Annotated in this window: 22 protein-coding genes; 13 read left to right on the top strand and 9 right to left on the bottom strand. The window is 58.3% G+C overall.

The genetic code is table 11. From position 1 onward, the window contains the following. Positions 1-30: 30 nt before the first annotated feature. Positions 31-1,578 carry a bifunctional phosphoribosylaminoimidazolecarboxamide formyltransferase/IMP cyclohydrolase gene (purH, locus tag CI070_RS02120; protein ID WP_094135919.1) on the bottom strand — a complete coding sequence of 516 codons (1,548 nt, stop codon included), beginning with the start codon at positions 1,576-1,578 and terminating at the stop codon, positions 31-33. Between the two features lie 239 nt (positions 1,579-1,817). On the opposite strand from purH, the gene rplI reads away from it, so the two are divergent. The 4 genes from rplI to CI070_RS02100 all read left to right on the top strand — a co-directional run bounded on the left by rplI (position 1,818) and on the right by CI070_RS02100 (position 4,766). Continuing rightward, complete coding sequence (gene rplI / locus CI070_RS02115; protein WP_022197022.1) at positions 1,818-2,273, top strand: 50S ribosomal protein L9; 456 nt, start codon at positions 1,818-1,820, stop codon at positions 2,271-2,273. 169 nt (positions 2,274-2,442) lie between these two features. Beyond that, entirely contained in the window at positions 2,443-3,435 is a 993-nt protein-coding gene (locus CI070_RS02110) for a magnesium transporter CorA family protein (protein WP_094135918.1), read from the top strand. A gap of 62 nt (positions 3,436-3,497) precedes the next feature. After that, on the top strand, positions 3,498-4,391 hold the full coding sequence (gene argB, locus CI070_RS02105) for an acetylglutamate kinase (RefSeq protein WP_012420243.1): 894 nt from the start codon (positions 3,498-3,500) through the stop codon (positions 4,389-4,391). Positions 4,392-4,400: 9 nt separating this feature from the next. Then, entirely contained in the window at positions 4,401-4,766 is a 366-nt protein-coding gene (locus CI070_RS02100; protein WP_094135917.1) for a lipocalin family protein, read from the top strand. A 19-nt stretch (positions 4,767-4,785) separates the two neighbouring features. On the opposite strand, the gene CI070_RS02095 is transcribed toward CI070_RS02100, so the two are convergent. Next, positions 4,786-5,070: a hypothetical protein gene (locus CI070_RS02095; RefSeq protein ID WP_094135916.1), complete on the bottom strand. Its 285-nt coding sequence runs from the start codon at positions 5,068-5,070 to the stop codon at positions 4,786-4,788. 222 nt (positions 5,071-5,292) lie between these two features. Here CI070_RS02095 and CI070_RS02090 point away from each other — a divergent pair, with 222 nt between their 5' ends. Genes CI070_RS02090 through CI070_RS02080 form a run of 3 tightly spaced genes read left to right on the top strand, consistent with a single transcriptional unit; the run spans position 5,293 to position 7,924 of the window. Next, complete coding sequence (locus CI070_RS02090; protein ID WP_094135915.1) at positions 5,293-6,336, top strand: energy-coupling factor ABC transporter permease; 1,044 nt, start codon at positions 5,293-5,295, stop codon at positions 6,334-6,336. Positions 6,337-6,344: 8 nt separating this feature from the next. Beyond that, positions 6,345-7,157, top strand: a complete 813-nt coding sequence (locus CI070_RS02085; protein ID WP_094135914.1) for an energy-coupling factor transporter transmembrane component T family protein — start codon at positions 6,345-6,347, stop codon at positions 7,155-7,157. Then, positions 7,154-7,924, top strand: coding sequence for an energy-coupling factor ABC transporter ATP-binding protein (locus tag CI070_RS02080; protein WP_094135913.1), 771 nt, complete (start codon positions 7,154-7,156; stop codon positions 7,922-7,924). The genes CI070_RS02085 and CI070_RS02080 overlap by 4 nt, the downstream gene beginning before the upstream one ends. 7 nt (positions 7,925-7,931) lie before the next feature. Here CI070_RS02080 and CI070_RS02075 read toward each other — a convergent pair whose 3' ends face one another. The 3 genes from CI070_RS02075 to ispE form a co-directional block, all read right to left on the bottom strand. Continuing rightward, positions 7,932-9,929: an ATP-dependent DNA helicase gene (locus CI070_RS02075; protein WP_256943528.1), complete on the bottom strand. Its 1,998-nt coding sequence runs from the start codon at positions 9,927-9,929 to the stop codon at positions 7,932-7,934. Between the two features lie 7 nt (positions 9,930-9,936). Beyond that, the gene (locus CI070_RS02070) at positions 9,937-10,503 is read right to left on the bottom strand and encodes a hypothetical protein (protein WP_143245547.1); all 567 of its coding nucleotides are present in this window, start codon (positions 10,501-10,503) and stop codon (positions 9,937-9,939) included. Positions 10,504-10,566: 63 nt separating this feature from the next. Further along, positions 10,567-11,415 (bottom strand): 4-(cytidine 5'-diphospho)-2-C-methyl-D-erythritol kinase, encoded by an 849-nt coding sequence (gene ispE, locus CI070_RS02065; protein ID WP_094135910.1) that lies wholly within the window; start codon positions 11,413-11,415, stop codon positions 10,567-10,569. A 124-nt stretch (positions 11,416-11,539) separates the two neighbouring features. Between ispE and CI070_RS02060 the strand changes: the two genes are divergently transcribed. The 4 genes from CI070_RS02060 to ruvX are packed head-to-tail and all read left to right on the top strand — an operon-like array spanning position 11,540 to position 15,633. After that, positions 11,540-13,381, top strand: a complete 1,842-nt coding sequence (locus CI070_RS02060) for a DNA topoisomerase IV subunit B (RefSeq protein WP_094135909.1) — start codon at positions 11,540-11,542, stop codon at positions 13,379-13,381. Between the two features lie 22 nt (positions 13,382-13,403). After that, entirely contained in the window at positions 13,404-14,120 is a 717-nt protein-coding gene (locus tag CI070_RS02055) for an isoprenyl transferase (RefSeq protein WP_094135908.1), read from the top strand. A 32-nt stretch (positions 14,121-14,152) separates the two neighbouring features. Then, positions 14,153-15,211: a mannose-1-phosphate guanylyltransferase gene (locus tag CI070_RS02050; protein ID WP_094135907.1), complete on the top strand. Its 1,059-nt coding sequence runs from the start codon at positions 14,153-14,155 to the stop codon at positions 15,209-15,211. Beyond that, positions 15,208-15,633: a Holliday junction resolvase RuvX gene (gene ruvX, locus CI070_RS02045; protein WP_094135906.1), complete on the top strand. Its 426-nt coding sequence runs from the start codon at positions 15,208-15,210 to the stop codon at positions 15,631-15,633. Before CI070_RS02050 ends, ruvX begins: the two co-directional genes overlap by 4 nt. Positions 15,634-15,825: 192 nt before the next feature. Here ruvX and CI070_RS02040 read toward each other — a convergent pair whose 3' ends face one another. Continuing rightward, a complete protein-coding gene (locus CI070_RS02040) occupies positions 15,826-16,827 on the bottom strand; it encodes an MDR family NADPH-dependent oxidoreductase (protein WP_094135905.1) in 1,002 nt (333 codons plus the stop codon). Positions 16,828-17,279: 452 nt separating this feature from the next. Here CI070_RS02040 and rpmB point away from each other — a divergent pair, with 452 nt between their 5' ends. After that, on the top strand, positions 17,280-17,543 hold the full coding sequence (gene rpmB, locus CI070_RS02030) for a 50S ribosomal protein L28 (protein WP_012420229.1): 264 nt from the start codon (positions 17,280-17,282) through the stop codon (positions 17,541-17,543). A 199-nt stretch (positions 17,544-17,742) separates the two neighbouring features. Beyond that, positions 17,743-17,967: a hypothetical protein gene (locus CI070_RS02025; RefSeq protein WP_012420228.1), complete on the top strand. Its 225-nt coding sequence runs from the start codon at positions 17,743-17,745 to the stop codon at positions 17,965-17,967. Between the two features lie 347 nt (positions 17,968-18,314). On the opposite strand, the gene CI070_RS02020 is transcribed toward CI070_RS02025, so the two are convergent. The 3 genes from CI070_RS02020 to CI070_RS02010 form a co-directional block, all read right to left on the bottom strand. Further along, on the bottom strand, positions 18,315-19,916 hold the full coding sequence (locus tag CI070_RS02020) for a glycoside hydrolase family 27 protein (RefSeq protein WP_179218337.1): 1,602 nt from the start codon (positions 19,914-19,916) through the stop codon (positions 18,315-18,317). Between the two features lie 65 nt (positions 19,917-19,981). Then, positions 19,982-21,049 carry an FAD:protein FMN transferase gene (locus CI070_RS02015; protein WP_218824872.1) on the bottom strand — a complete coding sequence of 356 codons (1,068 nt, stop codon included), beginning with the start codon at positions 21,047-21,049 and terminating at the stop codon, positions 19,982-19,984. Between the two features lie 282 nt (positions 21,050-21,331). Continuing rightward, positions 21,332-22,573 carry an LL-diaminopimelate aminotransferase gene (locus tag CI070_RS02010; RefSeq protein WP_094135901.1) on the bottom strand — a complete coding sequence of 414 codons (1,242 nt, stop codon included), beginning with the start codon at positions 22,571-22,573 and terminating at the stop codon, positions 21,332-21,334. Between the last annotated feature and the right edge of the window lie 164 nt (positions 22,574-22,737).

Genomic DNA, 22,737 nt, shown 5'->3' with positions numbered 1-22,737 from the left:
AAGACAAAGGGACGGGGACGAACATTCAAATTAATGGAGGAAATGCCGGTGTCCCGTAAATACCATGGCAATTCCCGCGGCGTCAGCGGCGGCAATCACTTCCTCGTCGCGGATGGAGCCTCCAGGCTGGATGCAGGCGGTGGCTCCGGCGTCAATGGCGACCTGGAGACCGTCCGCAAACGGGAACATGGCGTCAGACGCTACAACGCTGCCCTTCAGATCCAGTCCGGCCTGTCCGGCCTTCCAGACGGCAATGCGGGCGGAATCCACACGGCTCATCTGCCCGGCGCCGATGCCAAGCGTGCGGTCCGTGCCGCCAAAAACGATGGCGTTGGAATGAACCTGCTTCACGACGCGCCAGTTGAAACGCATGGCGGTCAATTCTTCCTCGGTCGGGGGGCGCTTGGTCACCACCTTGGCCTCCAGATTGTCCAGACCCATCACGTCCGTATCCCGCTTCATGGTCATGAATCCGCCGGGCGCGGAACGGATGATGGGTTCGCGGCGAGCCTGCATCCAGGCTTCCGTGTTCATGCGGATGATGCGGCAATTTTTCTTTTTCTGGAGAATGGCGCGGGCTTCCGCATCATACTCCGGAGCGATGATGACATCCGTGAAAATGGCGCTCAGCACACGGGCCAGGCCTTCCGTCATCGGGCGGTTAACCACGATCACGCCGCCGAAGGGAGCCTGCGTATCCGTTTCAAAAGCCTTCTGCCATGCGTTGCGCAGGTCTTCGTCGTCCTGGCCCACGCCGCAGGGATTCGTGTGCTTCAAAATGCCCACTGTCGGGCGGCGGAACTGGGTAATCAGCTCGGCGGCCCCTTCAATGTCCAGCACGTTCGTATAGGAAAGCTCCTTGCCCTGGAGCTGGTGGAAAATGTCCCCGAAGCTGCCGTACAGGCTGGCTTCCTGGTGGGGGTTGTCCCCGTAACGCAATTCCTGATACAGGGGAGCGCAGATGCAGAAGCTGCCCTTGGTGCTTTCCGCGCTCTGGTGGCCAAGATAATTCGTGATGGCGTTATCGTAATTGGAGGTGCGCATAAACACCTTCACCGCCAGGTTTTCACGGGTTTTCAGGGTCGTGTCCCCCTTGTGGGTCTGCATTTCATCCAGAATGCGCGCGTAATCCGCGGGGTCCGAAACCACCGTGACGGAAGCGTAATTCTTGGCGGCGGAACGGAGCATGGACGGCCCGCCGATATCTATCTTCTCAATAGCTTCCTCCAGCGTGACTCCGGGCCTGGCGACGGTTTCTTCAAAAGGATACAGGTTCACGCAAACCAGGTCGATGGGCTTAATGCCGTTTTCCTTGGCCTGGCGCACATGCTCCTCATTGTCGCGGCGGTGCAGCAGGCCCCCGTGCACCATGGGATGCAGCGTCTTCAGGCGCCCTTCAAACAACTCAGGCTCTCCGGTATAGTCGGAAATTTCAATCACCGGAAGGCCCAGGCCTTTCAGGAAGGCGGCGGTCCCGCCAGTGGAAATAAGCTCTACTCCAAACTCATGCAGGCCCTTGGCAAACCCCTCCAGGCCCGTCTTGTCGGAAACGGATATCAATGCGCGCTGAATAGCCATAAGATCAAATATCTGTAATGTACCCGCGGGCGCCCCCTCCGGGAGGGAACGCGATAAATGCGGTTCCTTTCCCTACATACTACTGCCGCGTGAAGCAAGCGCAATGTCACCAATCATGACAACCGGGAGGATTTTTCCTCCCAAAACATAAAAAAACGCCCTTTTTATCGCTCTTGTCTTGACATTCGGGCGAATACTTACTACTTCAACCGCTCACAAATAACCATTTCTTTTTAGCCATGGCAACGATGGAAGTAATTCTCGCAACAAAAATTGAAGGGCTCGGCGCAGAAGCCGACCTGGTGACCGTTAAGGCTGGCTATGGCCGCAACTACCTCATTCCCAAGGGTCTGGCCCACGAAGCAACGGCTTCCAACCGCCGTTTCATCGCCAATCTTCAGGCCGCTCGCGCCAAGCGCGAAGCGGAAGAACTCAGCGCCGCTCAGGAAGTGGCCGCCAAGATCAGCGGACTGACCGTAGACCTCACCCTTGAAGTGGGCCAGGGCGGCAAGGCGTTCGGCGCCATCACCAACCAGAACATTCACGATGCCCTGACCGCTCAGGGAGTGGAAGTGGACCGCCGGGCTATTGAACTCGAAAAACCGATCAAGAGCGAAGGCGAACACGAAGTCGTCATCAAGGTGCATCCCCAGGTGGAAGCCACGCTCAAGGTGGTCGTCAAGGAAAACGCCTAAGAGGCGCGCATCCCTTTTCCGGCAGGCCCGGTTCCCATCCTGGGGACCGGGCCTCTTTTTGTCACCCTTTTTACTTCCCTTCCCTGTACAAACAAGGCATCATGCCCGCGTTGGGCGTCACTCGACCTCATGCGCGGCATCGTTCCATCCCCCCACCCAAATCAACGGCATGATCCGGCTCTATCGTCAAACCCCGGAAGGCATTGAGCGCACCACCCAGGTGGATGCGGCGGAACAGCACTTGGATTCCGTCTTCTGGATTGACCTCCTTACCCCGGAACCGGCGGAAATCAAGTTTGTGGAACGCCTCTGCGGGCTGGAAATGCCGACCTATGACGAGATGCGGGAGATTGAAGCCACCAGCCGTCTGTACACGGAAGACGGGGCGCGCTTCATGACCACCACGGTTCTCAGCCGGGTGGATACGGAATCCCCCTCCCTGTCGGAAATCACCTTCGTCCTCATGGGGGCTAAAATCATCACCATCCGCCATTCGGACTCCTATTCCTTCCGCGTTTTTTCCCACCAGCTCCTGCGCCAGAAGCAAATCAGCCGGGACCAGGTTTTCACCGGTCTTCTGGAAACCATCGTGGACCGGCAGGCGGACGTGCTGGAACGTTTCGGCGCGGAACTGGACCGCCTTTCCAAAAACATTTTCCGCCGGGACGAACCTGAGGGAAAATCCAGCAAGCGTGTGCCCGTCTCCAGCGCCCTGCGCCTGACGCTCCAGGATCTGGGCCGCGTGGGCGACCTGCTCACCCGCCAACGGGACTGCCTGGTCAACCTTCTGCGCCTGCTCACGTACGCCAGCAATGAAGAGGCTCTGGACGACACCAACTCCACGCTGTACATCAAGCTGCGCCCTCTGAGCCGTGACGTCACCTCCCTTTCCGAATACGCCAACTTTCTTTCCAGCAACGTCAACTTCATGCTGGACGCCGTTCTGGGCCTCATCAACATCGAACAGAACGAAATCGTTAAAATCTTCACCGTGGCGGCCGTGGTCTTCATGCCTCCCACTCTGATCGCCAGCATTTACGGCATGAACTTCGCCCACATGCCCGGCCTGGAAAACGAATACGGCTACTACATCTCCCTGGTGGTCATGCTCGTTTCCATCATTCTTCCCCTGGTTTATTTCAGAAGCAGGCGCCTGCTTTGAACGGGGCCTGCCTCAACATCTCCCTCTCCTTCCGTTAAAACTCCTACCGTTTCATTACTGACATGGACTCCAAAATCACCCGCCTGATTGAACAGGCCTCCGTCATTGTCGGCGCCCTCCCCTACCTCCAGGCCTACAGGGACAAAACATTCCTCATTAAATTCGGCGGCAGCGCCATGGATGACGCCCGCCTGGTCAAGAAGCTCATGCGGGACATCGTTCTGCTGGAGGTCCTGGGCTTCAACCCCGTGATCGTCCACGGCGGAGGCAAAGCCATTTCCAAGGCGATGGCGGAGGCGGGGCTGGAAGCCCGTTTCGTCAACGGGCTCCGCGTCACGACTCCGGAAGCCATTTCCATCGTGGAACGCACCCTCTCCGGAACCATCAATCCCGGCCTGGTCCAAATGTTCCGCGACTACGGCGGCAAGGGCGTAGGCATCCCCGGCACGGAAATCTTCGTGGGGGAACGCATCCATGAAAAAGATGAACAGGGCAACCCCATAGATATCGGTGAAGTGGGCAACGTCATCGGTTGCCTGACGGAGCGCATCACGGAAGCGCTGGAACTTCAGATCACTCCCATCGTCTCTCCGCTGGCAAAAGAGCTGGGAACCCATAAACCGCTCAATGTAAACGCAGACCTGGCGGCAGCCGCCCTGGCCAAGGAACTCAAGCCGGTGAAGCTTATCTATATCTCCGATGTCCCCGGAATCATGAAAGACCCTTCGGATCCCTCCACCCTCATTAAATCCGTCACGCGTACGGAAGCCCTCGACCTCATCAAGGACGGCACCGTGTCCGGCGGCATGATTCCCAAAATCCACTCCGCCATTGACGCCCTGAACGCGGGCGTGCGCAAAGTGCACTTCATTGACGGACGCCTGCCCCATACCCTGCTGCTGGAGATTTTCACTCCGGACGGCATCGGCACGGAAATCATCCGTGAACAACGCTGATTCCCCGCCATGAGATTTTCCTTCTTTCTCCCGGCCCTGTCCCTGCTGGCGGCATCCTGTTCCATGCAGCCCACTCCCGCCAGCCTCTCCGGCTCCTGGACCCAGCCCGTCCCCGGGCAGCCCGGGAACGTGCAGGGAATGCGGCTCCTGCCGGACGGCAGGGCCGTCTCCATCAACATGCACACGCTTCTCTACCAAAGCTGGCAGCTGGACGGCAACCGCCTGACCCTGACAGGGAAAAGCATGGGAAACGGCAATTCCTCCCTCTTCACCGCTACCTCCACCATTGACAGCCTCAGCAGAAACACGCTGATTCTGGACACGGACGGAACCCGGGAGACGTACACCCGCATGCCGGACGCGGACGGGAGATAAGCCCTCCCCGCGGCTGCCGTCATTCATCGTCCAGCAGGGACTTGTTGGCCGCCTTCGCCAGCTCGCAATTCGGGCATTTGTCCATCAGGCGGTCCATCAGGGCTTCAATGCGGGCATCCTTCGCCATCAACTGTTCATCCTTCTTTTTGAGCAGATTCAGCGTATAGTTCACGGCAATCGTCAGAACGCCCAGGCCTCCGATGGCTCCGGCGGAAGACACGGCCGTGTCTGCGGAAATATTGCCCAGGATCGTCGTGCATCCCCCTATGGAAAACAAACACCTGGCTATGGAAAAATTCATCATGGGTCCCGTCTAGCAGACAGTTTTCCCGCCTGCATCACGCCCAACCCGTCCGCATCTTTTGCCCGGCATGGGCGGCAGCAGAATTGCCGCCTGATGCACACACTTTCCTCCGTTGCCGCATTTCCTTCTTCGGCTTTGCGGCGTTTATGCTAAAGTGGCGCCAACCTGCCCGGTCCGGGGCCAGCAATACTTCATTTCATCCAATAGAAAGGCATCAACATCATGCATATGGCGGACGGCTTCATCTCACCGGCGGCAGGCTGTACCATGTGGGCGGCTTCCGCTGCAATGACAATGCTCTGCGCGCGCAAAGTCAGGCAGGAAAAAGAAATGCGGCTCGTCCCGCTCATGGGCGTGCTGGGGGCCTTCATCTTCGCCTGCCAGATGCTGAATTTCACCATTCCGGGCACCGGATCCAGCGGCCATCTGGGCGGCGGCCTCATCCTGGCGATTCTTTTGGGACCGTATGCGGGCTTTCTGGTCATGGCGGCCATCCTGGCGGTGCAGGCGCTTTTCTTTGCGGACGGAGGGCTGCTGGCCCTGGGCTGCAACATCTTCAACATGGGCTTCTTCTCCTGCCTGGTGGCCTACCCCTTCATTTACAGGCCCCTGGCCGGCAAACACCCTGGTACGGGCCGTATTACGCTGTCCTGCGTCACCGCCGCCGTCATCGGGCTTCAGATGGGAGCCTTCGCCGTCGTCCTGGAAACAACGGCCTCCGGCATCTCAGCACTGCCCTTCGCCCAATTCGTGGAACTGATGCTGCCCATTCATCTGGCCATCGGCGCCGTAGAAGGGCTTGCTACGGCCGCCATCGTCATCTTCATCAGCAAGGCACAGCCTTCCCTGCTGCGCCCGGCCGATTTGGAAACCGGAACCGCCAAAAAAGCATCCTGGACCGTGTTGGGCATCTTTGCGGTAGCGGCCCTGCTCTGCGGGGCCGCCCTCTCCTGGTTCGCCTCCGCCTATCCTGACGGGCTGGAATGGTCTGTAGCCGGCGTCACCGGGTCGGAAGAAGCCAGATTGGCGGAACCGTCCCCTCTCCATCAAAGTCTGGAAACCGTCCAGGCGGCCACCGCCATCATGCCGGATTACGCCTTTCCCGCCGGTGACGAGGCAAACACCGCAGAAACGGAATCCGCTTCCTCCATTGTCAACCCTGAAACGAGCATGGCCGGCGTGCTGGGAAGCGTTATCATCGCAGCCCTTATTTTTGCGGCCGGTTTCCTGTTCGGCAGAAAACCGCACAGCCGCAGCCCCCGCTGACCCTTCCCATGCCGCTTTTTACGGACGCCTCGCGCCAATTCCGCCAGATGGACCGGTTTTCCTGCGGAAATACCGGCATCCACCGTCTGGACGCCCGCATTAAAATCGGAGCTTTCCTCGTCTATCAAATCTGCGTTCTTTCCTGGCCTCCGCAGGAAATCACGGGGCTCCTGCCTTTCTTCCTGTTCCCGGTCTGCGTCATCCGCCTGGCGGGCCTTCCCCTGGGCTACCTTCTGAAACGCGCCCTGTGGCTGCTGCCCGTCGCCGTCATGATCGGCATCTTCAACCCTCTGGTGGACAGAACTCCCATGGGAGAATGGTTCGGCATCCCCGTCACGCAGGGCATGATTTCCTTCATCTCCATCATCCTGAGGTGCATGCTCACCATCCTGGGCGCCTTTACCCTGTTGGCCTCCACCGGCTTTGCGCCTCTCTGCCGCGGCCTGAGGCAACTCGGCGCCCCGCGCATTCTCATCACGCTGATGGCCTTCCTGTACCGGTACGCCTTTATCCTGGTGGATGAATGCCAACATATGCTGATGGCCTTCCGCTCCCGGCGGGGAAGCTCCGGGCCCATCCCTCTTTCCACGTGGGGGGCCATGGCCGGACAGCTCCTGCTGCGGACATTCGGGCGGGCGGAACGCATTTACCAGGCCGTCCTGTGCAGAGGCGGGGAAGATCCTGAATTCGCCAGTTCCCGCAGCGTCATCACCGGACGCGGCGCAGCGGGAGGCCTTCTTTTCTGCGTTCTCGTCATTCTGTTCCGCTGTTTCAACATCACCATGCTCGCGGGCCAGTGCGCCCGCAGCCTCATCCCATGAGCCACCACCTTGTAGAAACCATTGACCTGTGTTTCAGCTATCCGGATTCCCCTCCGGCGCTGAACGGCGTCTCCCTGCGCATCACCCACGGGGAATCCGTTGCCGTCGTAGGCGGGAACGGCGCGGGGAAATCCACGCTGCTGCTCCACCTCAACGGCCTGCTGACTCCCTCCTCCGGCCAGGTACGGGTAGGGGACATTCCCGTCACCCCCAAAACCGTCGCCCGCGTCCGGGAAAGCGTGGGAATGGTTTTCCAGCAGGCGGAAGACCAGCTATTCATGCCTACTGTCCGGGAAGACGTGGCTTTCGGTCCGCTCAATATGGGACTCCCCCCGGAGGAAATCCGCCGCCGCGTGGAACAGGCCCTGCGGGATGTTCACGCGGAAGCCCTGGCAGACAAAATGACCCATCACCTTTCCGGCGGGGAAAAACGGGCCGTCTCCATCGCCACGGTCCTCTCCATGAGCCCGGACATCCTGGTACTGGACGAACCGAGCGCCAACCTGGACCCAGCCTCCCGCCGTACCCTCATCAGCCTGTTGCGTCAGTTTACCCATACCAAAATCATTGCTACCCATGATCTGGACATGGTCATGGATCTGTGCACGCGCTGCATCGTGATGAAAGACGGCTCCATCCTGGCAGACGCTCCCGTTCCGGACATCTTCGCGGACTGCTCCCTGCTGGAAGAAGCGCGCCTGGAACAACCCCTCAGCTACCTCCTGATGCGGCAGGAAATGCAACGGAACAATTCCGGGGCATTCTGAAAAAACCTCATACAAACTCCAGCCGGGCTTCCGGCAGGGACTTGAGAAAACGCGCCCCATACCTCTTGGTAGCTACGCGCGGATCAAGAATCACCACCATGCCGGAATCGCTCCTGGTGCGGATCAGCCGCCCTACCCCCTGCCGCAGTTTCAAAATGGCTACAGGCACGGAATATTCGTAAAACGGATTCCCCCCGCGTTCCCTGATACTCTCAAAACGGGATTCCACAAGCGGATGATCCGGCACTTCAAACGGCAGGCGCGTGACAATAACGTTGGAAAGAGATTCTCCCGGCACATCCACCCCGGTCCAGAAACTGTCCGTTCCGAAAAGCACGCTGTCCACATCCTTCCGGAACGCCTCCAGCATGGCATGCCGCTGCATATCCTGCCCCTGCACATACAGCGTCCAGCCCTGTTCCTCGCAAAAAGGGCGCACTTTCTCCGCCGCCTGGACCATCAGCCGATAGCTGGTGAACAGCACGAAAGCCCTGCCGCGGGACTCCGCCAGATACCTTTTAATCCATTCCGGCAGAACTTCCGCATACTCCGGCTGGTCCGGCTCCGGCATGGAACGGGCTACAATCAGCCGCATCTGCTCCCGGTAATTGAACGGGCTTCCAATTTGAAGCTTCCGAACGCTTTCCGCCCCTACGCGCCCCGCAAAATAACTCATGTCCGCATCTCCGGTTCCCAGCGTGGCGGAAGTCAGAATGGCGGAACGTCCGGCGGAAAACAGGCGTTCCCTCAAAATATCCCCCACCTCCACAGGAGCGGAGCACACGCTCATGTTCCTTCCATCCGGACCGGACCGCTCCGCCCAATATACGTGCCCTTCCTCCGTCATGTCCATCAGCACCTTCAGGGAAGCCTGCGCCTCTTCCATCCGGGCGGCCATATCCGCCAGTTCATCCTTCACGGCCGCATTTTCCTCCTGCTTCTCCCTCTCCGTTTTCAATTCTCCGATCAGTTCCATCAAAGGCTGAGAAAGAATATCCTGCGACCACTCCGGCTGAAGAATGCGGACAATCTTGCCGGAACCCGCAAACCCCAGGTCATCCCGCGCATTCTGGAAAAACAGGCCGGAGGCGTCCATGACGTCCTGAACCCGCTGGAACAGGGCCGGATTGTTCAGCGGTTTCAGCAATCCCTTGTGCGTGCGCGGATTGTACATCCGCAGCAACTCATAATTCAAATGCGGTTCCGAGAGCTGGACGCCAAGCTGGCGGGCGGCGATGTTCTCAATCATATGGGCCTCGTCCAGAATCACAAAATCTCCGGGAAACACGAACCCCGCCTCCTCGGAATCCTCCGCCTGGGCCATCAGCCCGAAAAACAGGGTATGGTTAAGCACCACCACTTTGGCCTCCAGAACCCGCTTGCGGGCTATCTGGTACGGGCAGGAAGGGCCGCAATGGCGCATGCTGCACGCATGCGGTTCACTGCATACCATAGCCCATACCTTGGAAGACGGCCGGAATGCCATATCGCTCAGGGTGCCGTCCTGCGTTCTCAGGGCCCAGTCCTGGATCCTCTTCAACTCCGCGGCCTCACCCTGCGTAAAGAGGGAATCCATCTGCGCCAGAGCACGCCGCAGGCGGGTATGGCACAGGTAATTCTGCCTTCCCTTCAGCAGGGCGGCGGAAAAATCAATTCCCAGGGCGGTGCGCAGCAACGGAATATCCTTGTTGAACAACTGCTCCTGCAAATTGATGGTATGCGTGGAAATCACCGCCTTCCGGTCAAAATCCAGGGCAAACTTCACCGCCGGCAGCAAATACCCCAGGGACTTGCCCACGCCTGTGCCGGCCTCCACCAGCAGAGGGGCATCCACCTGGAGCGCCCTCGCCACAGCCAGAGCCATGCTCTGCTGCTCCGCCCGGTATTCAAAATCCCTGGCGCGGGAAAACAGCCCGTCCGGGGCAAATGCCCGGTGGACATAAGCCTCAAAAGCGCTAGCGCCTTCCACGCCCTCTTCCCCGGCGGCCTTCATATGCGGGAACACGCCCCCCCTACTGGCCCACGGGAAGCTGGCGGGAAGAAACCGGCGGAAGATTCACCTTTTCAGGCAAGTCGTAGAACATGGAGCGCAGACCGTTCGCATTCATCCTGGAAGCGTCGATGAACGTCCAGGGCCCCTTATCCTTCAAATCCTTCACCAGCACCAGAACACCGGTATTCTCCACCTTCACGGGCACCCCGTCCGGACGCTTCATGGAAATAACCATCCGCGTGGGAAGCACCACCAGCGCTTCGCTTCCGCCCTTCACCAGATGTTCCGCCGCAGGCTGGCCTATTTCATACGTCTCCACCACCATGCCGCGCTCCTTCATCACGGCAGAGGCGGCCCGCATCTTTTCCCTCATGGTTTCCATGAAAGAGGCCTCCCCGCCCGGAAAGGAAGCGACAAGCTGCTTCTTCATGGGAGGGTACATCTTCTCAATCATCCACATCATATCGCCCGTCTTCACCGCCCCGGAAAGCTCCCGGGCGGCCCGGACGGCGCTGTCCCCGTATTCACCGGCCTGGACGGCGCACACGGCCGCCATCATCACGCCTGCCAACAAACTCTTAATCATGGACGGAGTGTAACGGCATGCCTCCCCCTCCGTCAAGGCAAGGCCTTCCGCGGAATCATGTTTTTACCGCGCGTCATCCTGCATCACCAGGCCGGACCACATCCATAAAGTGGGGTCCAGCTCCCGGGCGGCATCCTCCATCAGCGCGCGTCCGGCTCCTTCATCCTCCACCACGGCGAACATGGTGGAACCGGAACCGGACATCATGGCGCCGCGCACCCCGGGGCGCCCCACCAGCCAGCGCTTCATTTCCGCCAGGAATAAATGCTTTTCAAACACAGGCCTTTCCAGATCATTGACCAGCACATGGCCGTCCACATCCTGCTCCCCGTAGGGAATGCCGGGCAATTCCCGGGAACCGGACCAGCGGCGGTAGGCGTCCGGCGTGGAAACACCAAACGACGGCTTTAATAAGACAATCCTGGGACGCCAATCCTTCCACTCCGGCAAAGGCTCCACCTTCTCCCCGCGCCCGGTGCAGCGGCTCGCCGCGCCATAAATGAAAAACCCCACGTCGGAACCGATTTCCCCGCCCAGCTCCGCCAGACGCTCCCGGGACAAACCTCCGCGTTCCAGCTCATTGAGGGTGCGCAGCACGCATGCGGCGTCACTGCTGCCGCCGCCCAGCCCCGCGCCATGGGGCACCTTCTTCACCAGGCGGACATGCCACGGCATGGGCCTTCCCAGCTCCCGCTCCATCAGACGTCCCGCTTTCATGACCAGGTTGCTTTCATCCAGAGGCACGCCCGGAGCGTCACAGCTCATTTCCAGACGGGCCGCCGGGGAAAACTCCAGCACATCGCACAAATCCAGGGGAACCATCACCGTATCCACCTCATGGAAGCCGTCCGTCCTCTTTCCCAGAATGCGGAGGGAAACGTTCACTTTGCACGGAGCCTTGCAACTGATCATACGCCGTGGATTCCACCAAGGGACGGCCTTCGGGTCAAGCTCCATCGAACGCAAACGGACGGCCCCTCATTTTTTCTTCGCAAATTCCGGGGGCGCCGCTATAATAAGCGCGACCCCGTTGCACATGGCTTACGACGAAAACAGCATCAAAACCCTGGATTGGAGGGAACACATCCGCATGCGCCCGGGGATGTACATCGGCAAACTGGGTGACGGAGCTTCTCCGGACGACGGCATTTACGTCCTTCTGAAAGAAGTCGTCGACAACTCAATCGATGAATTCGTCATGGGATTCGGCAAAAAAATCACCATTGACGTGACTCCGGACGGCCTGTGCGAAGTGCGCGACTTCGGCCGCGGCATCCCGCTGGGCAAACTGCTGGACTGCGCCGCAAAAATCAACACCGGAGCCAAATATGACAGCGACGCCTTCAAAAAATCCGTAGGCCTCAACGGAGTGGGCATCAAGGCGGTCAACGCCCTGTCCGACTTTTTTGAAATCCAGGCCTACCGCGACGGGGAGACGCGGTCCTACCAGTTCTGCCGCGGAAAGGAAATCCCCAAGGGACGGAAGGACGGCGCCACGGAGGAACCCAACGGCACCCGCACGGCGTTCCACGCGGACCCGGACATTTTTCCCGCGGCCACGCAATTCCGGCCGGAGTATATCGAAAAAATGTGCAGATACTACTCCTACCTCAACAAAGGGCTGGCCCTGCATTTCAACGGCCGCCGCTACATCTCCAAAAACGGGTTGCTGGACCTGCTTGCGGAAGCGATGAGCGAGGAGCCATTGTACCCCATCATCCATCTGGAAGGGCATGACATTGAAGTGGCCTTCACCCATGGCGGCCAATACGGGGAGGAGCACTACTCCTTCGTCAACGGGCAGCACACCACCCAGGGAGGCACCCACCAGGCGGCCTTCCGGGAAGCCATCGTCAAAACCCTGAGGGACTTCTTCAAGAAAAACTATGAGGCAGGGGACATCCGTTCCTCCCTCGTAGCCGCCATCTCCATCAAGGTGAAGGAACCCGTCTTCGAATCCCAGACCAAAACCAAGCTGGGGTCCAACACCATCAGCCCGGAAGGGGAAACCATCCGCACCTTTGTGGGCAACTTCATTGCCAGGGAGCTGGACAACTACCTGCACAAAAACCCGGAGACGGCCAAAGCCCTGGAAGCCAAGATCAAGGACTCCGAACGGGACCGCAAGGAACTCTCCGGCATCCAGAAACTGGCGCGCGAAAACGCCCGCAAGGCCAAAATTCACAACAAGAATCTCCGGGACTGCCGGGTGCATTACAACTCCAAGCACTCCCGCGCCGGTGAAACCACCCTCTTCATTACGGAAGGCATCTCCGCCTCCGGCTCCATCACGACGGCGCGCGACGCGGAAACCCAGGCCGTTTTCTCCCTCCGGGGCAAACCGCTGAACTCCTTCGGCATGAGCCGCAAAGTCGTCTATGAAAATGAGGAATTCAACTTCCTCCAGCATGCCCTGAACATTGAAAACGGCCTGGAGGAACTGCGCTACGACAAAGTAGTCATCGCCACGGACGCCGATGACGACGGAATGCACATCCGCATCCTGCTGATGACATTCTTCATCCAGTTCTTTCCGGAATTGATCCGGGAGGGGCACCTCTTCATCCTCCAGACGCCCCTCTTCCGCGTGCGCAACAAGCAGCAAACCATCTACTGCTACTCGGACGCAGAAAGGGAGGAAGCCATCAGCCTGCTGGGGAAAAATCCGGAAATTACCCGGTTCAAAGGCCTGGGAGAAATCTCCCCCCAGGAATTCAAGGCATTTATCGGGGAAGGAATGCGCCTGGACCGCGTCCGGCTGGAAGACTCCCACAAGGTGAAAGACCTGCTGTCCTTCTACATGGGAAAAAACACGCGGGAAAGACAGGAATACATCTTGAAAAACTTGCGTGTTGAACTGGATCCGGTCATGGACTAGAGTAACGGAGCAACGCCTATCTATGCTTACCATTCCCAAGGAAAAACTGCCGACTCACATCGCCTGCATCATGGACGGCAACGGCCGCTGGGCAAACAGCCGTCATCTGCCGCGGCAGGCAGGCCACCGGGCGGGAGCGGATACAGTGGAGCGCTGTGCGGACTTCTGCATAACCCACAATATTCCCTGGCTCACTCTTTACGCCTTTTCCTCGGAAAACTGGAACCGCCCGAAGACGGAAGTGCACGCGTTAATGCTCCTGCTGCACGAATTCCTGAAAAAACGTCTTCGCCAAATGATGGAAAAAGGCGTGCGCCTCCACGCCATAGGCGACCTTTCCCGTCTTCCCGCCCGCACCCGGAAACTGCTTCAGGACAGTCTGGAAGCCACTTCGGGAAACACCAGGCTCAATCTGGTTCTGGCCATTTCCTACGGCAGCCGTGGAGAAATCGCCGCCGCCGCCAGAAAAATAGCGGAAAAAGTCTCCCGCGGAGAACTCCATCCGGACGCCGTAACGGAAAACCTGTTCAGCGAGTATCTGGACACCGCCGGCATGCCGGAACCGGACCTGCTTATCCGCACCTCCGGAGAAATGCGCGTCTCCAACTTTCTTCTCTGGCAAATCAGCTACGCGGAAATTTACGTGACGGACACGTTATGGCCGGACTTTTGCGACCGGGACATGGAAGCCGCCCTGCTGGACTACTCCCGCAGAAAGCGCCGTTTCGGAGCGCTCTGACCCTCTTTAACCCCCATTCCTGCGAAACAGACATGAACCAATACGCTCTTATTCTGGCCGGCGGCAGCGGAACCCGTTTCTGGCCCCTCTCCCGCGACCACCGCCCCAAACAGCTCCTGAACATGTTCGGGGAAGGAACCCTCCTCCGCCAGGCCATCGACAGGCTGGACGGGCTGGTGCCACGGCAAAACATCTTTATCCTGACCAACCATCTGCAGGAAGCGGAAGTGCGCCGCCAGGCCCACGATATTCCCGTGGACAACATCATTTCCGAACCCGTGCGCCGGGACACGGCTCCCGCCATCGCCCTGGGCATCGGACTCATCAAGGCGGCGGACCCGCACGGAGTCATGCTCGTCATCCCCTCCGACCAGCTCATTCAGGACCAGGAATCCTTCCGCACCCTGATGAAAGCCGCCATGGACACGGCTGCCAGGGAAAAAGCGCTTGTCACTGTGGGGATCAAGCCTACCTGGCCCTGCCCCTCCTACGGCTACATTGAACGCGGAGAGGAAATCCACTCCGTTCCGGGCTGTTCCTGCCGTGAAGTCATTCAATTCCGAGAAAAACCGGACACGGCCACGGCCGCAGCCTACCTGAGCCGGGGCAATTTCTGCTGGAACGCCGGCATGTTCGTCTGGAGCATTCCCGCCGTGTGCGAACAGCTGGACAAGCACTGCCCGGAACTGGCCTCCTTCGTGGAACACGTTGCCGATTCTCCGGTTCCGCAGGAAACCATCCGGGAAGAATTTCCGGCGCTCACCCCCATTTCCATAGACTTCGCGCTCATGGAGCATGCGGACAGAGTGCTGAACATAGAAGCCACCTTTGACTGGGACGACGTAGGTTCCTGGATCTCCGTAGCCAACTATCTGGAAACCCACAATAAAAACACCACCAACACGGACATCACCGTGCAGAACGCCTCCGGCAATATTGTTTTCTCCCAGAAGGGAGACAAGCACGTGGCCCTGCTGGGCGTGGAAAACCTGATTGTGGTGGAAACGGCGGACGCCATCCTCATTGCAGATAAAAACAAGGCGGACGAAATCAAGAAAATCGTCAACCAGCTGCCGGACGAACTCAGATGACCAGTCCGCACCCCGCTCTGGGCATCGACTACGGAGAAGCCCGCATCGGCATTGCCGCCACGGACCCCGTGGGCATCATGGCCCATCCCGTAGAAACCATCCACAGGCATCAGACGGACGGAATTTCCCGCATTGTCCAGCTCGTCCAGGAACGGGGAATACGTACTCTGGTGCTGGGTCTTCCCGTCCGCATGGACGGCACGGAAGGAACTGCCGCGGCCAAGGTGCGCGCTTTCGGCAGGGAACTGGCCGCAGTCCTTCCCGGCCTCCCCCTGATCTTCATGGATGAATGCCTCACCACCGTCATTGCCCAGGAAAAACTGCACGCCGCCGGCAAAAAGGCAAAAAATTTCCGCCCCATCATCGACCAGGTAGCCGCTGTGGAAATACTCAACACCTGGCTTGATTCCACGCTGGGCTGAAGCCAAAAGGCGCGCACGCTCCGTCCCTCCCGGCTCTACGCTCCTGTGGAACTCCTTACATCCCGTTTCCTGAGCAAAACCGTTCCCCCGGCAAAAAAACGCCGCCAGCCAACGCCCCCAACCACGGAACGCTGAAAACATCCTTCCAGCATTCCGCAGTACGGGAAAGCGCAAAAACTTCCTTTCCGCGCATCAGGCGCAATCCATGCTCAGCACCACCTTGCCGCTGCGGAACTCCTCCTGGGCCTTCTCCACAGCTTTCCGCACATCGCTCAGCGGATAAACGGTGTCCACGGCCTGCTTCAACCTGCCGTCCGCCATCAGGCGCGCCAGCTTGTCATAGGCGGCCTCAATCTCTGAAACAGGGGCATTCTTAAGCCACTGAGTCACCCACAGCCCTTCCAGTTTAATACCTTTGAAAATCAGAAAACCGTTCGGCACCTTGATGCTCTTCCGGCTCATGGCCCCGTACGTCACCATGCTCCCGCCGGGAGCCAGCATATCCATCAGGCGCAGGGCGCTTTCTCCGCCCACGGCGTTGGAAGCCAGCACAGGCCTCTTTCCATCCAGACGGGCCAGCGTATTCTTCACCACATCCCCGTCATCCTCTCCCACCACCAGATCGGCGCCCAGCGCAGTCAGTTCATCCCTCAGTTCATCCGGCCTTCTCACAAGATTCACTGTCTTCACGCCCATTTCACGGGCCAGTTGAATAATGCACCTTCCCACTCCGGAATTGGCGGCATTCTGCACCAGCCAATCCCCCGGCTCCAGGGAAACGAACCCTTCCAGCATGCGCAGGGCGGTCAGGGGATTCACCTTCAGCATGGCCGCCTGGACGGGATCCACCTTCACCTGAAGCTTCATCACATTCACGGAGGGAACCGCCACATACTCGCTCCAGGAACCCACGCCGCGCAGGAGAATCACTTCATCTCCTTCACGGAATCCCTCTGCGCGAGACTCCTGCACCACGCCGCAGCCTTCCAGGCCGGCGCGGGAGTGCGGCAGTACGGGCTTCAGACCATAAACTCCCTGTACAAAATTGATGTCCGCCGGATTGATCGGGGCAGCCTTCATCCGGACCAGAACTTCTCCCTCCTCCGGAACAGGAATGGAGCCGGAAACGTATTCCAGCACCTCCTGGGGCTTCATGCTGCATTCGGAAAACTCTGCATAATGATTCTCACTCATGCTTTCACTTTCTCATGGAACGCCCCTCCGTGCAAGCGCCGGATACGTTTTACCCGGAAGCAGTCAGCCATAATACCATTGCCATGGGAAAACCCCAGGGCGTAATCTTTACCGCGTCCCGCACTTTTCCTGCGGTGAAAGGACTTCATCCGACCCGGCTATCCGGACTGCCCCTGTTCCCACAGCAGAGCGGGAAAAATACGGAAAAACGCCTCATTCCCCTTTTTATCCGCGATGCCGTTCATCTTCCCGGCTCAGCCCCTCCCCGCTTTCAGCTCAGCCGCCTTTGCAGCCCCTCTTCATCATGGGAGAAAAAACCGGAGTTCACGCAAGAAGAGGCATACTTCCGCACAGTCCGGGATAAATTCCAGGGCTTTCGTCCGGTTGTTCTTGACCTTAGGCAAAAATACGCTAGATTCTCTCTCTCGCATTAACAAATAACTTCGATTGCCATGTCCCGAATTTGCATCATCAGAGGTACCATGCCTCACAAAGGTCGTCGTATCCATCGCTCCGGTCTTGCCAAGAAAAAGGGCGGTATTGGTCGTCACGTCACTAAGACTGTCAATCGTACCGTTTTCCCCAACCTTCAGGAGAAGCGCATCTGGGTTCCTGAACTCGGTCAATTCGTGAAAATGAAGATTTCCGCCAAGGCCCTGCGTACGATCAACAAGAACGGTGCTTACAACACTCTTAAAAAGGTAGGTCTCCTGTAAAAAAGATTCTTTTTTTGAACGTTGTTTCACCACTTGAACTCTAAGGCTTCAACGAGGTGAGCAACTGGCAGAAAAAGATGTCCAAAAAGACAAGGGATCATCTGCTTAAGTGAGGCGCCTCCAAGTTGAAGGTTTTATTGAAACATTAATATGCCAACGGACGTAAACAATACGTCCTCTACTGGAAAAGATCACACAGATGAAAGCCCAAACCAAAATCGCTCTTAGAATTAATGATGACAACCCCAACCACCACCTGTGGAACAACAGGGGGGTGTGGTGGTGCCACGTTACGGTTCACAAGCCGGACTCCACGGCGGAACGCCTGAGATTCTCGCTGAAAACCCGTGACATTGAAAAAGCCCGCGCCCGCCGCGACAAGATTTTCGCCTCCATTCAGCAGCATTTCGGCATCGCCGCCTAGAAAAGCTGTCGGGAGAGATTAAGGCAAGTCAACATCAATCTCTTTTGATAAGAACCGTTCCGGGTCTGCCGGAGCGGTTCTTTATTATTACAACCAATAAAGGCTCTCTTTCCGGGAAGAACCTGCCGGAATTGATGTACAAGATTCGGTTACAGGGGGCATTCGCAACTTCATTCTGCATCCCCCTTGAAATCCGGTAATCTGCCGCAGGTATTGCAGAAAAGCGGTTTTGTAAAGAAGGCTCGTTTCTTCTGGATGCCGGTTCCCCCCCCTCCTGCCACAGACGTTCAGGAGCGGCCTGTTCCCGCCGCCCCTGAACAAATACAAAACCTCCTGCCTCCCTCCCGTCACTTCTTTTTGCTGAACCGGAACATGGACGCTCCATGCCCGTTCAATTCCACCGCCATTTCCCCCTGCACGGTTCCCTGGTCAGCGCGTTTCCAGAGATCCCTTGCCTCATACGCGCCGGAAAGCCCCAATTCCTTCAGATTCACCTTCAAAATTCCTTTCTCCTTTCCGGTATTGAAAAAACCGGCCGCCACGGAACCGTCGGACAACTCCTTCGTCCACACCTGGAAATTTCCCTGGCTCCACGCTTTGCGGGCGGGGCGGGCGGCCGGATCCTGATCCACCGCTATCACCTCGTCATTGGTAAGCAGCCCCATCGTGAACGAATCAATATGCTCCAAATCGCAGGAGACAATGAGCGGAGCGGACAGCAGGCACCACAGGGTCACATGGGTGTACTGTTCATCCGGAGTCAGCCGCGTCTGGACAAATGTGGTGTTGGGCTGGTTGGGCTGGCCCAGCTTTCCGATCTGGAGAATGTCCGGGTCATTCCAATGTCCCGGGCGCATATGCTTCTGCCAGCGTTCCTGGGAAAAACCGATGCTGCTGACGCTGCCCCAGTGGTCCTGGATATCCCCCGTCGTCCGCCATAAATTCGCCAGCTTGCCCAGCTCTTCCGCATGTTCGTACGGAGCGGCATTGGACAGGCTGAGCACGATATCCCTTCCGGACTCGTCCAGCGCCTTGCGGATGCGCTTTGTCGCAGGCACATCATTGGGGTTCCAATCCACCTTCACATAATCGAACCCCCAATCCGCCCATTGTTTAGCGTCACGGTCAAACAGCCAGACGGCTCCCACATGATCCGCCTTTCTGCGATGAACGCCCGGATACCTTCCAAAGATCTGATCCTCCTGCTTGCGCTCCTTTTCCGGAATGGCCATTTCCCCGTAGTTCGACTTGGCGTTGGGCGCGCTCCCTCCGATAAAACCGGCATACGTTCCCATCCAGGGCGTGGAATAAATGCCCGCTTTCATGCCCATGGCGTGAATAGCGTCGCACATGGCCTTCATGTCAGGGAAACGCTTATTGGGTTGAATGGCTCCATACTTCCCTCCGCGCCTGCCCTGCCAGCAGTCGTCAATATTGATATAGGTCCAGCCATGATTGACCAGACCCCGTTCCGCAAAAAGCCGTGCCGTCTTCAGCACATTATCCTGCCCTACAGCCTCACTGTAGGAATACCAGCTGCTCCAGCCCATGGGCGGAGTCAGGCACAATTCGTCCCCCACTTTCAGAATCAGCTCCTTCATATCCTTTCCATGCCTGTTGGAAGCCTGGATATTTACCTTGTATTCCCTCTTCCCGGCCGGGGCGGTACCCGCAATCAATCCGCGCGAATCCATCTTCAGGCCCGGGGGAAGCCCTGCTGCCTGAATCTTCATGGGCCGCTCCCCGGAGACGGGAACCTGGAACAGCATGCGGGAGCCGGGGGTAGCCCCGACGATACGGGCGCCATTAATGGAGGGAGAAAGGGGCGTTTCAGGAGTCAGGCGGACGCCGGGAGCGGGCGCAGGATAGGGATTGGGGAACTCTGCCCCAAAGGAGGCGGATACGGCGGCGCCGACAACGGCAGGAAGTAAAAAACGGCACAATCTCATAAACGGGGTTATTAAGGTGTACCTTAAAAACGTCGTTGCTTTGCCATTCCTTTCATTGGCCCCATTCATCCCTCTTTCCGCAAGTCGTCCCGTTTCCGCGTTTCCTCCGTAGAACATGGCGGACTTTGAAAAAAGGCCGGAACGGACACTCCCGGCAATCCGCCCGTCAGGGAACGGAAATGATCCTCACGCATCACACACCCTGCCGTCGCCAGGGAATCCGCCAGCGCGGCGGAAGACGCCCGGACGCTCACCTGCCTCCCTTCCGTAACGCCCAGCCCCGACCGGGGATCAAGCACGTGGGAATACGCTTTCCCGCCAATCTTCACCATCTGACGGGCGCTCCCGGAGGTGGAAACGGCCGCATGGCTCAACAGCAACACTTCCCCCTGCCCATTTCCCGTATCCACCCGCAGCCGCCATCCCGGCTCCCCGGGAGGAGAAGCGCCAGCCAGAACATCGCTAGTGCTGTCCATGAAAAAAGAACATACTCCCCTTGTTGTCAACAGCTCCGCCATCCGGTCCAAGGCAAAGCCCTTGCCCATGCCTCCCAAATCCAGCCTCATTCCAGGAACCGCCTTGACCGCCATTCCCTGACAGACGGACAACTTTTCCCATCCGCATGCCCGGAGCGCGCATTCCCGTTCCTCGCCGGACGGAAGAATGCCAAGGCGGCGGCTCTTTTTCCACAGACGGATGCAGGGCCCCAACGTGGGATCAAAAGCGCCGTTCGTCAGCCGGGCATAATCCAGCGCCAGAAGAAGCACCCTTTCCAATTCCGGAGAAACAGGTACGGAAATGCCGTATTCCGCAGCATTAAGCCGGGCCAGACCGCTTTCCGCATCCATGGCGGACATCACTTTTTCCCAATGGACGGCACAGGCCAGAGCCTCCCTGCAAATCTTCTCCGCCTCTTCCGCGTCCATGCCGCTCCCGGGATAAGCGCGCACCGTGAATACCGTACCCATAACCGCCCCCCGAACCGTTACCCTCCCATCCGGGGCATGCGCGCAGGAAAGCGGCTCCACAGAAGGAAGCTCCATGCCCCCTTCCTGTCCCCGGACGGCGCCGGCAGCAGACAGCAGACAGGCGCAACATGCAGGAAAAACGGCCTGCCGGAAAAAGGAACTCATGCGCACCCGCGGGGACATAAGCAACAACCTACTCCGTACAAATGAACGGGGGCAAGGGCCGAATATGCCATAGGATGCGTCCCTTGACTGGAATTCCATCACTTGAAAACGGCATCCGCGCTTTCCCGGAACCAAGCCGTAAGCAAGGCAAAGGGACTTTTTACAGGAGTTCCCCTCCCGGCGGGAAAATACAATGCCGCGGCCATCAATCCACACGGGAAGAAATGCACAGGCCGCGGCGCAGGACACCGCGGCCTGGACAATCTGTCCGGAAACGCCCTTCTATCTGGCAAACAGGCTATGAATGCGGCGGCAGACTTCCTCCACGTTTTCCCGTGAATTAAACGCGGAAATGCGGAAGAAACCTTCCCCCCTGGAACCGAAACCGGAACCGGGCGTAATAACCACATTCGCCTCATGCAGCATCTTGTCAAACATTTGCCAGCTGTCCAGACCGTCCGGACACTGTACCCATACATAAGGGGCGTTTTCCCCGCCCCACACGCGCATGCCCGCCTGGCGGCAGGCATTCAGCAGAAGCGAAGCATTCCCCAGGTAATGGCTGATGAGCGCGGCGGTCTGGGCCATGCCCTCCATGGTGAACAGAGCCGCGGCGCCCCGCTGGACAATATAGGAAGCGCCGTTGAATTTCGTGCTGGTGCGGCGGCTCCAGAGCCGGCTGATAGAAACTTTGTTCCCTTCGGAATCATGTCCGTGCAATTCCCTGGGAATCACCACGTAGCCGCAGCGCACCCCTGTAAAGCCCCCTTGCTTGGAGAAGGAACGGAACTCAATGGCGCAATCCCGCGCGCCGGGAATTTCAAAAATGGATCTGGGTATGGAAGAATCCTGTATGAAAGCCTCATAAGCGGAATCATAAAGAATAATGGCATGGTTAGCCCGGGCGTATTCCACCCATTTCAGCAGTTCATTCCGGGAAGCTACAGCCCCGGTGGGATTGTTCGGGAAGCACAGGTAAATCAAATCCACATGCTCATCCGGCAATTGCGGCACAAAATTATTTTCCGGAGTGCACGGCAGATACACCAGCCCTTCATAAGAACCATCCGGGCTGGAACTCCCGGTATTCCCGGCCATGACATTGGTATCTACATATACGGGATAAACCGGGTCCGGCACGGCGATTTTGTTGCCGGGCCCGAAAATATCCAGAATGTTTCCCGTGTCGCATTTGGCTCCGTCAGACACGTAAATCTCGTCCACCTCCACATGCACGCCGTGAACCTGATAGGCTTTTTTGGCGATCGCCTCCCTCAGCCAGAAATACCCCTGCTCCGGACCGTAGCCGTGAAAACGTTCATGAGTGGACAAATCATCCACGGCCAGGTGCATGGCTTCAATAGCCGCCATGGGAAGCGGCTCCGTCACATCGCCGATGCCGCAGCGAATCAGCCTTTTGGCCGCCTCCGGATGGGATTCGGCAAACGCATGTACGCGGCGCCCTATTTCCGGGAACAAATATCCCGCCTGCAACTTGAGGAAGTTATCGTTAATGTTAGGCATGGTTTTAGTAGTAAGCGCTTTTATTCCATACCCGGAACGGGACGGAATCAAGGCCCCTTTCCGGCATGCCGTCCTTCCCTGCGTCACGAAACGGCGCGTCTTTCCCTGATGCTGTTTCCGCCGTGCCAAAGCGGCTGCTCCTATCCCTCTGCATTTCATGCTCC

The sequence above is a fragment of the Akkermansia muciniphila genome (assembly GCF_900184965.1).
Taxonomy (GTDB): Bacteria; Verrucomicrobiota; Verrucomicrobiia; order Verrucomicrobiales; family Akkermansiaceae; genus Akkermansia; species Akkermansia muciniphila_A.
The sequence above is the reverse complement of the archived record's forward strand: the minus strand, read 5'-3'. Positions and strand labels throughout refer to the sequence as shown.

What these genes read in the sequence shown, in the direction of transcription:
- purH (WP_094135919.1), bottom strand. Translation starts at nt 1,578, where the DNA reads ATGGCTATTCAGCGCGCATTGATATCCGTTTCCGACAAGACGGGCCTG.
- rplI (WP_022197022.1), top strand. Translation starts at nt 1,818, where the DNA reads ATGGCAACGATGGAAGTAATTCTCGCAACAAAAATTGAAGGGCTCGGC.
- CI070_RS02110 (WP_094135918.1), top strand. Translation starts at nt 2,443, where the DNA reads ATGATCCGGCTCTATCGTCAAACCCCGGAAGGCATTGAGCGCACCACC.
- argB (WP_012420243.1), top strand. Translation starts at nt 3,498, where the DNA reads ATGGACTCCAAAATCACCCGCCTGATTGAACAGGCCTCCGTCATTGTC.
- CI070_RS02100 (WP_094135917.1), top strand. Translation starts at nt 4,401, where the DNA reads ATGAGATTTTCCTTCTTTCTCCCGGCCCTGTCCCTGCTGGCGGCATCC.
- CI070_RS02095 (WP_094135916.1), bottom strand. Translation starts at nt 5,070, where the DNA reads ATGATGAATTTTTCCATAGCCAGGTGTTTGTTTTCCATAGGGGGATGC.
- CI070_RS02090 (WP_094135915.1), top strand. Translation starts at nt 5,293, where the DNA reads ATGCATATGGCGGACGGCTTCATCTCACCGGCGGCAGGCTGTACCATG.
- CI070_RS02085 (WP_094135914.1), top strand. Translation starts at nt 6,345, where the DNA reads ATGCCGCTTTTTACGGACGCCTCGCGCCAATTCCGCCAGATGGACCGG.
- CI070_RS02080 (WP_094135913.1), top strand. Translation starts at nt 7,154, where the DNA reads ATGAGCCACCACCTTGTAGAAACCATTGACCTGTGTTTCAGCTATCCG.
- CI070_RS02070 (WP_143245547.1), bottom strand. Translation starts at nt 10,503, where the DNA reads ATGATTAAGAGTTTGTTGGCAGGCGTGATGATGGCGGCCGTGTGCGCC.
- ispE (WP_094135910.1), bottom strand. Translation starts at nt 11,415, where the DNA reads ATGATCAGTTGCAAGGCTCCGTGCAAAGTGAACGTTTCCCTCCGCATT.
- CI070_RS02060 (WP_094135909.1), top strand. Translation starts at nt 11,540, where the DNA reads ATGGCTTACGACGAAAACAGCATCAAAACCCTGGATTGGAGGGAACAC.
- CI070_RS02055 (WP_094135908.1), top strand. Translation starts at nt 13,404, where the DNA reads ATGCTTACCATTCCCAAGGAAAAACTGCCGACTCACATCGCCTGCATC.
- CI070_RS02050 (WP_094135907.1), top strand. Translation starts at nt 14,153, where the DNA reads ATGAACCAATACGCTCTTATTCTGGCCGGCGGCAGCGGAACCCGTTTC.
- ruvX (WP_094135906.1), top strand. Translation starts at nt 15,208, where the DNA reads ATGACCAGTCCGCACCCCGCTCTGGGCATCGACTACGGAGAAGCCCGC.
- CI070_RS02040 (WP_094135905.1), bottom strand. Translation starts at nt 16,827, where the DNA reads ATGAGTGAGAATCATTATGCAGAGTTTTCCGAATGCAGCATGAAGCCC.
- rpmB (WP_012420229.1), top strand. Translation starts at nt 17,280, where the DNA reads ATGTCCCGAATTTGCATCATCAGAGGTACCATGCCTCACAAAGGTCGT.
- CI070_RS02025 (WP_012420228.1), top strand. Translation starts at nt 17,743, where the DNA reads ATGAAAGCCCAAACCAAAATCGCTCTTAGAATTAATGATGACAACCCC.
- CI070_RS02020 (WP_179218337.1), bottom strand. Translation starts at nt 19,916, where the DNA reads ATGAGATTGTGCCGTTTTTTACTTCCTGCCGTTGTCGGCGCCGCCGTA.
- CI070_RS02015 (WP_218824872.1), bottom strand. Translation starts at nt 21,049, where the DNA reads ATGAGTTCCTTTTTCCGGCAGGCCGTTTTTCCTGCATGTTGCGCCTGT.
- CI070_RS02010 (WP_094135901.1), bottom strand. Translation starts at nt 22,573, where the DNA reads ATGCCTAACATTAACGATAACTTCCTCAAGTTGCAGGCGGGATATTTG.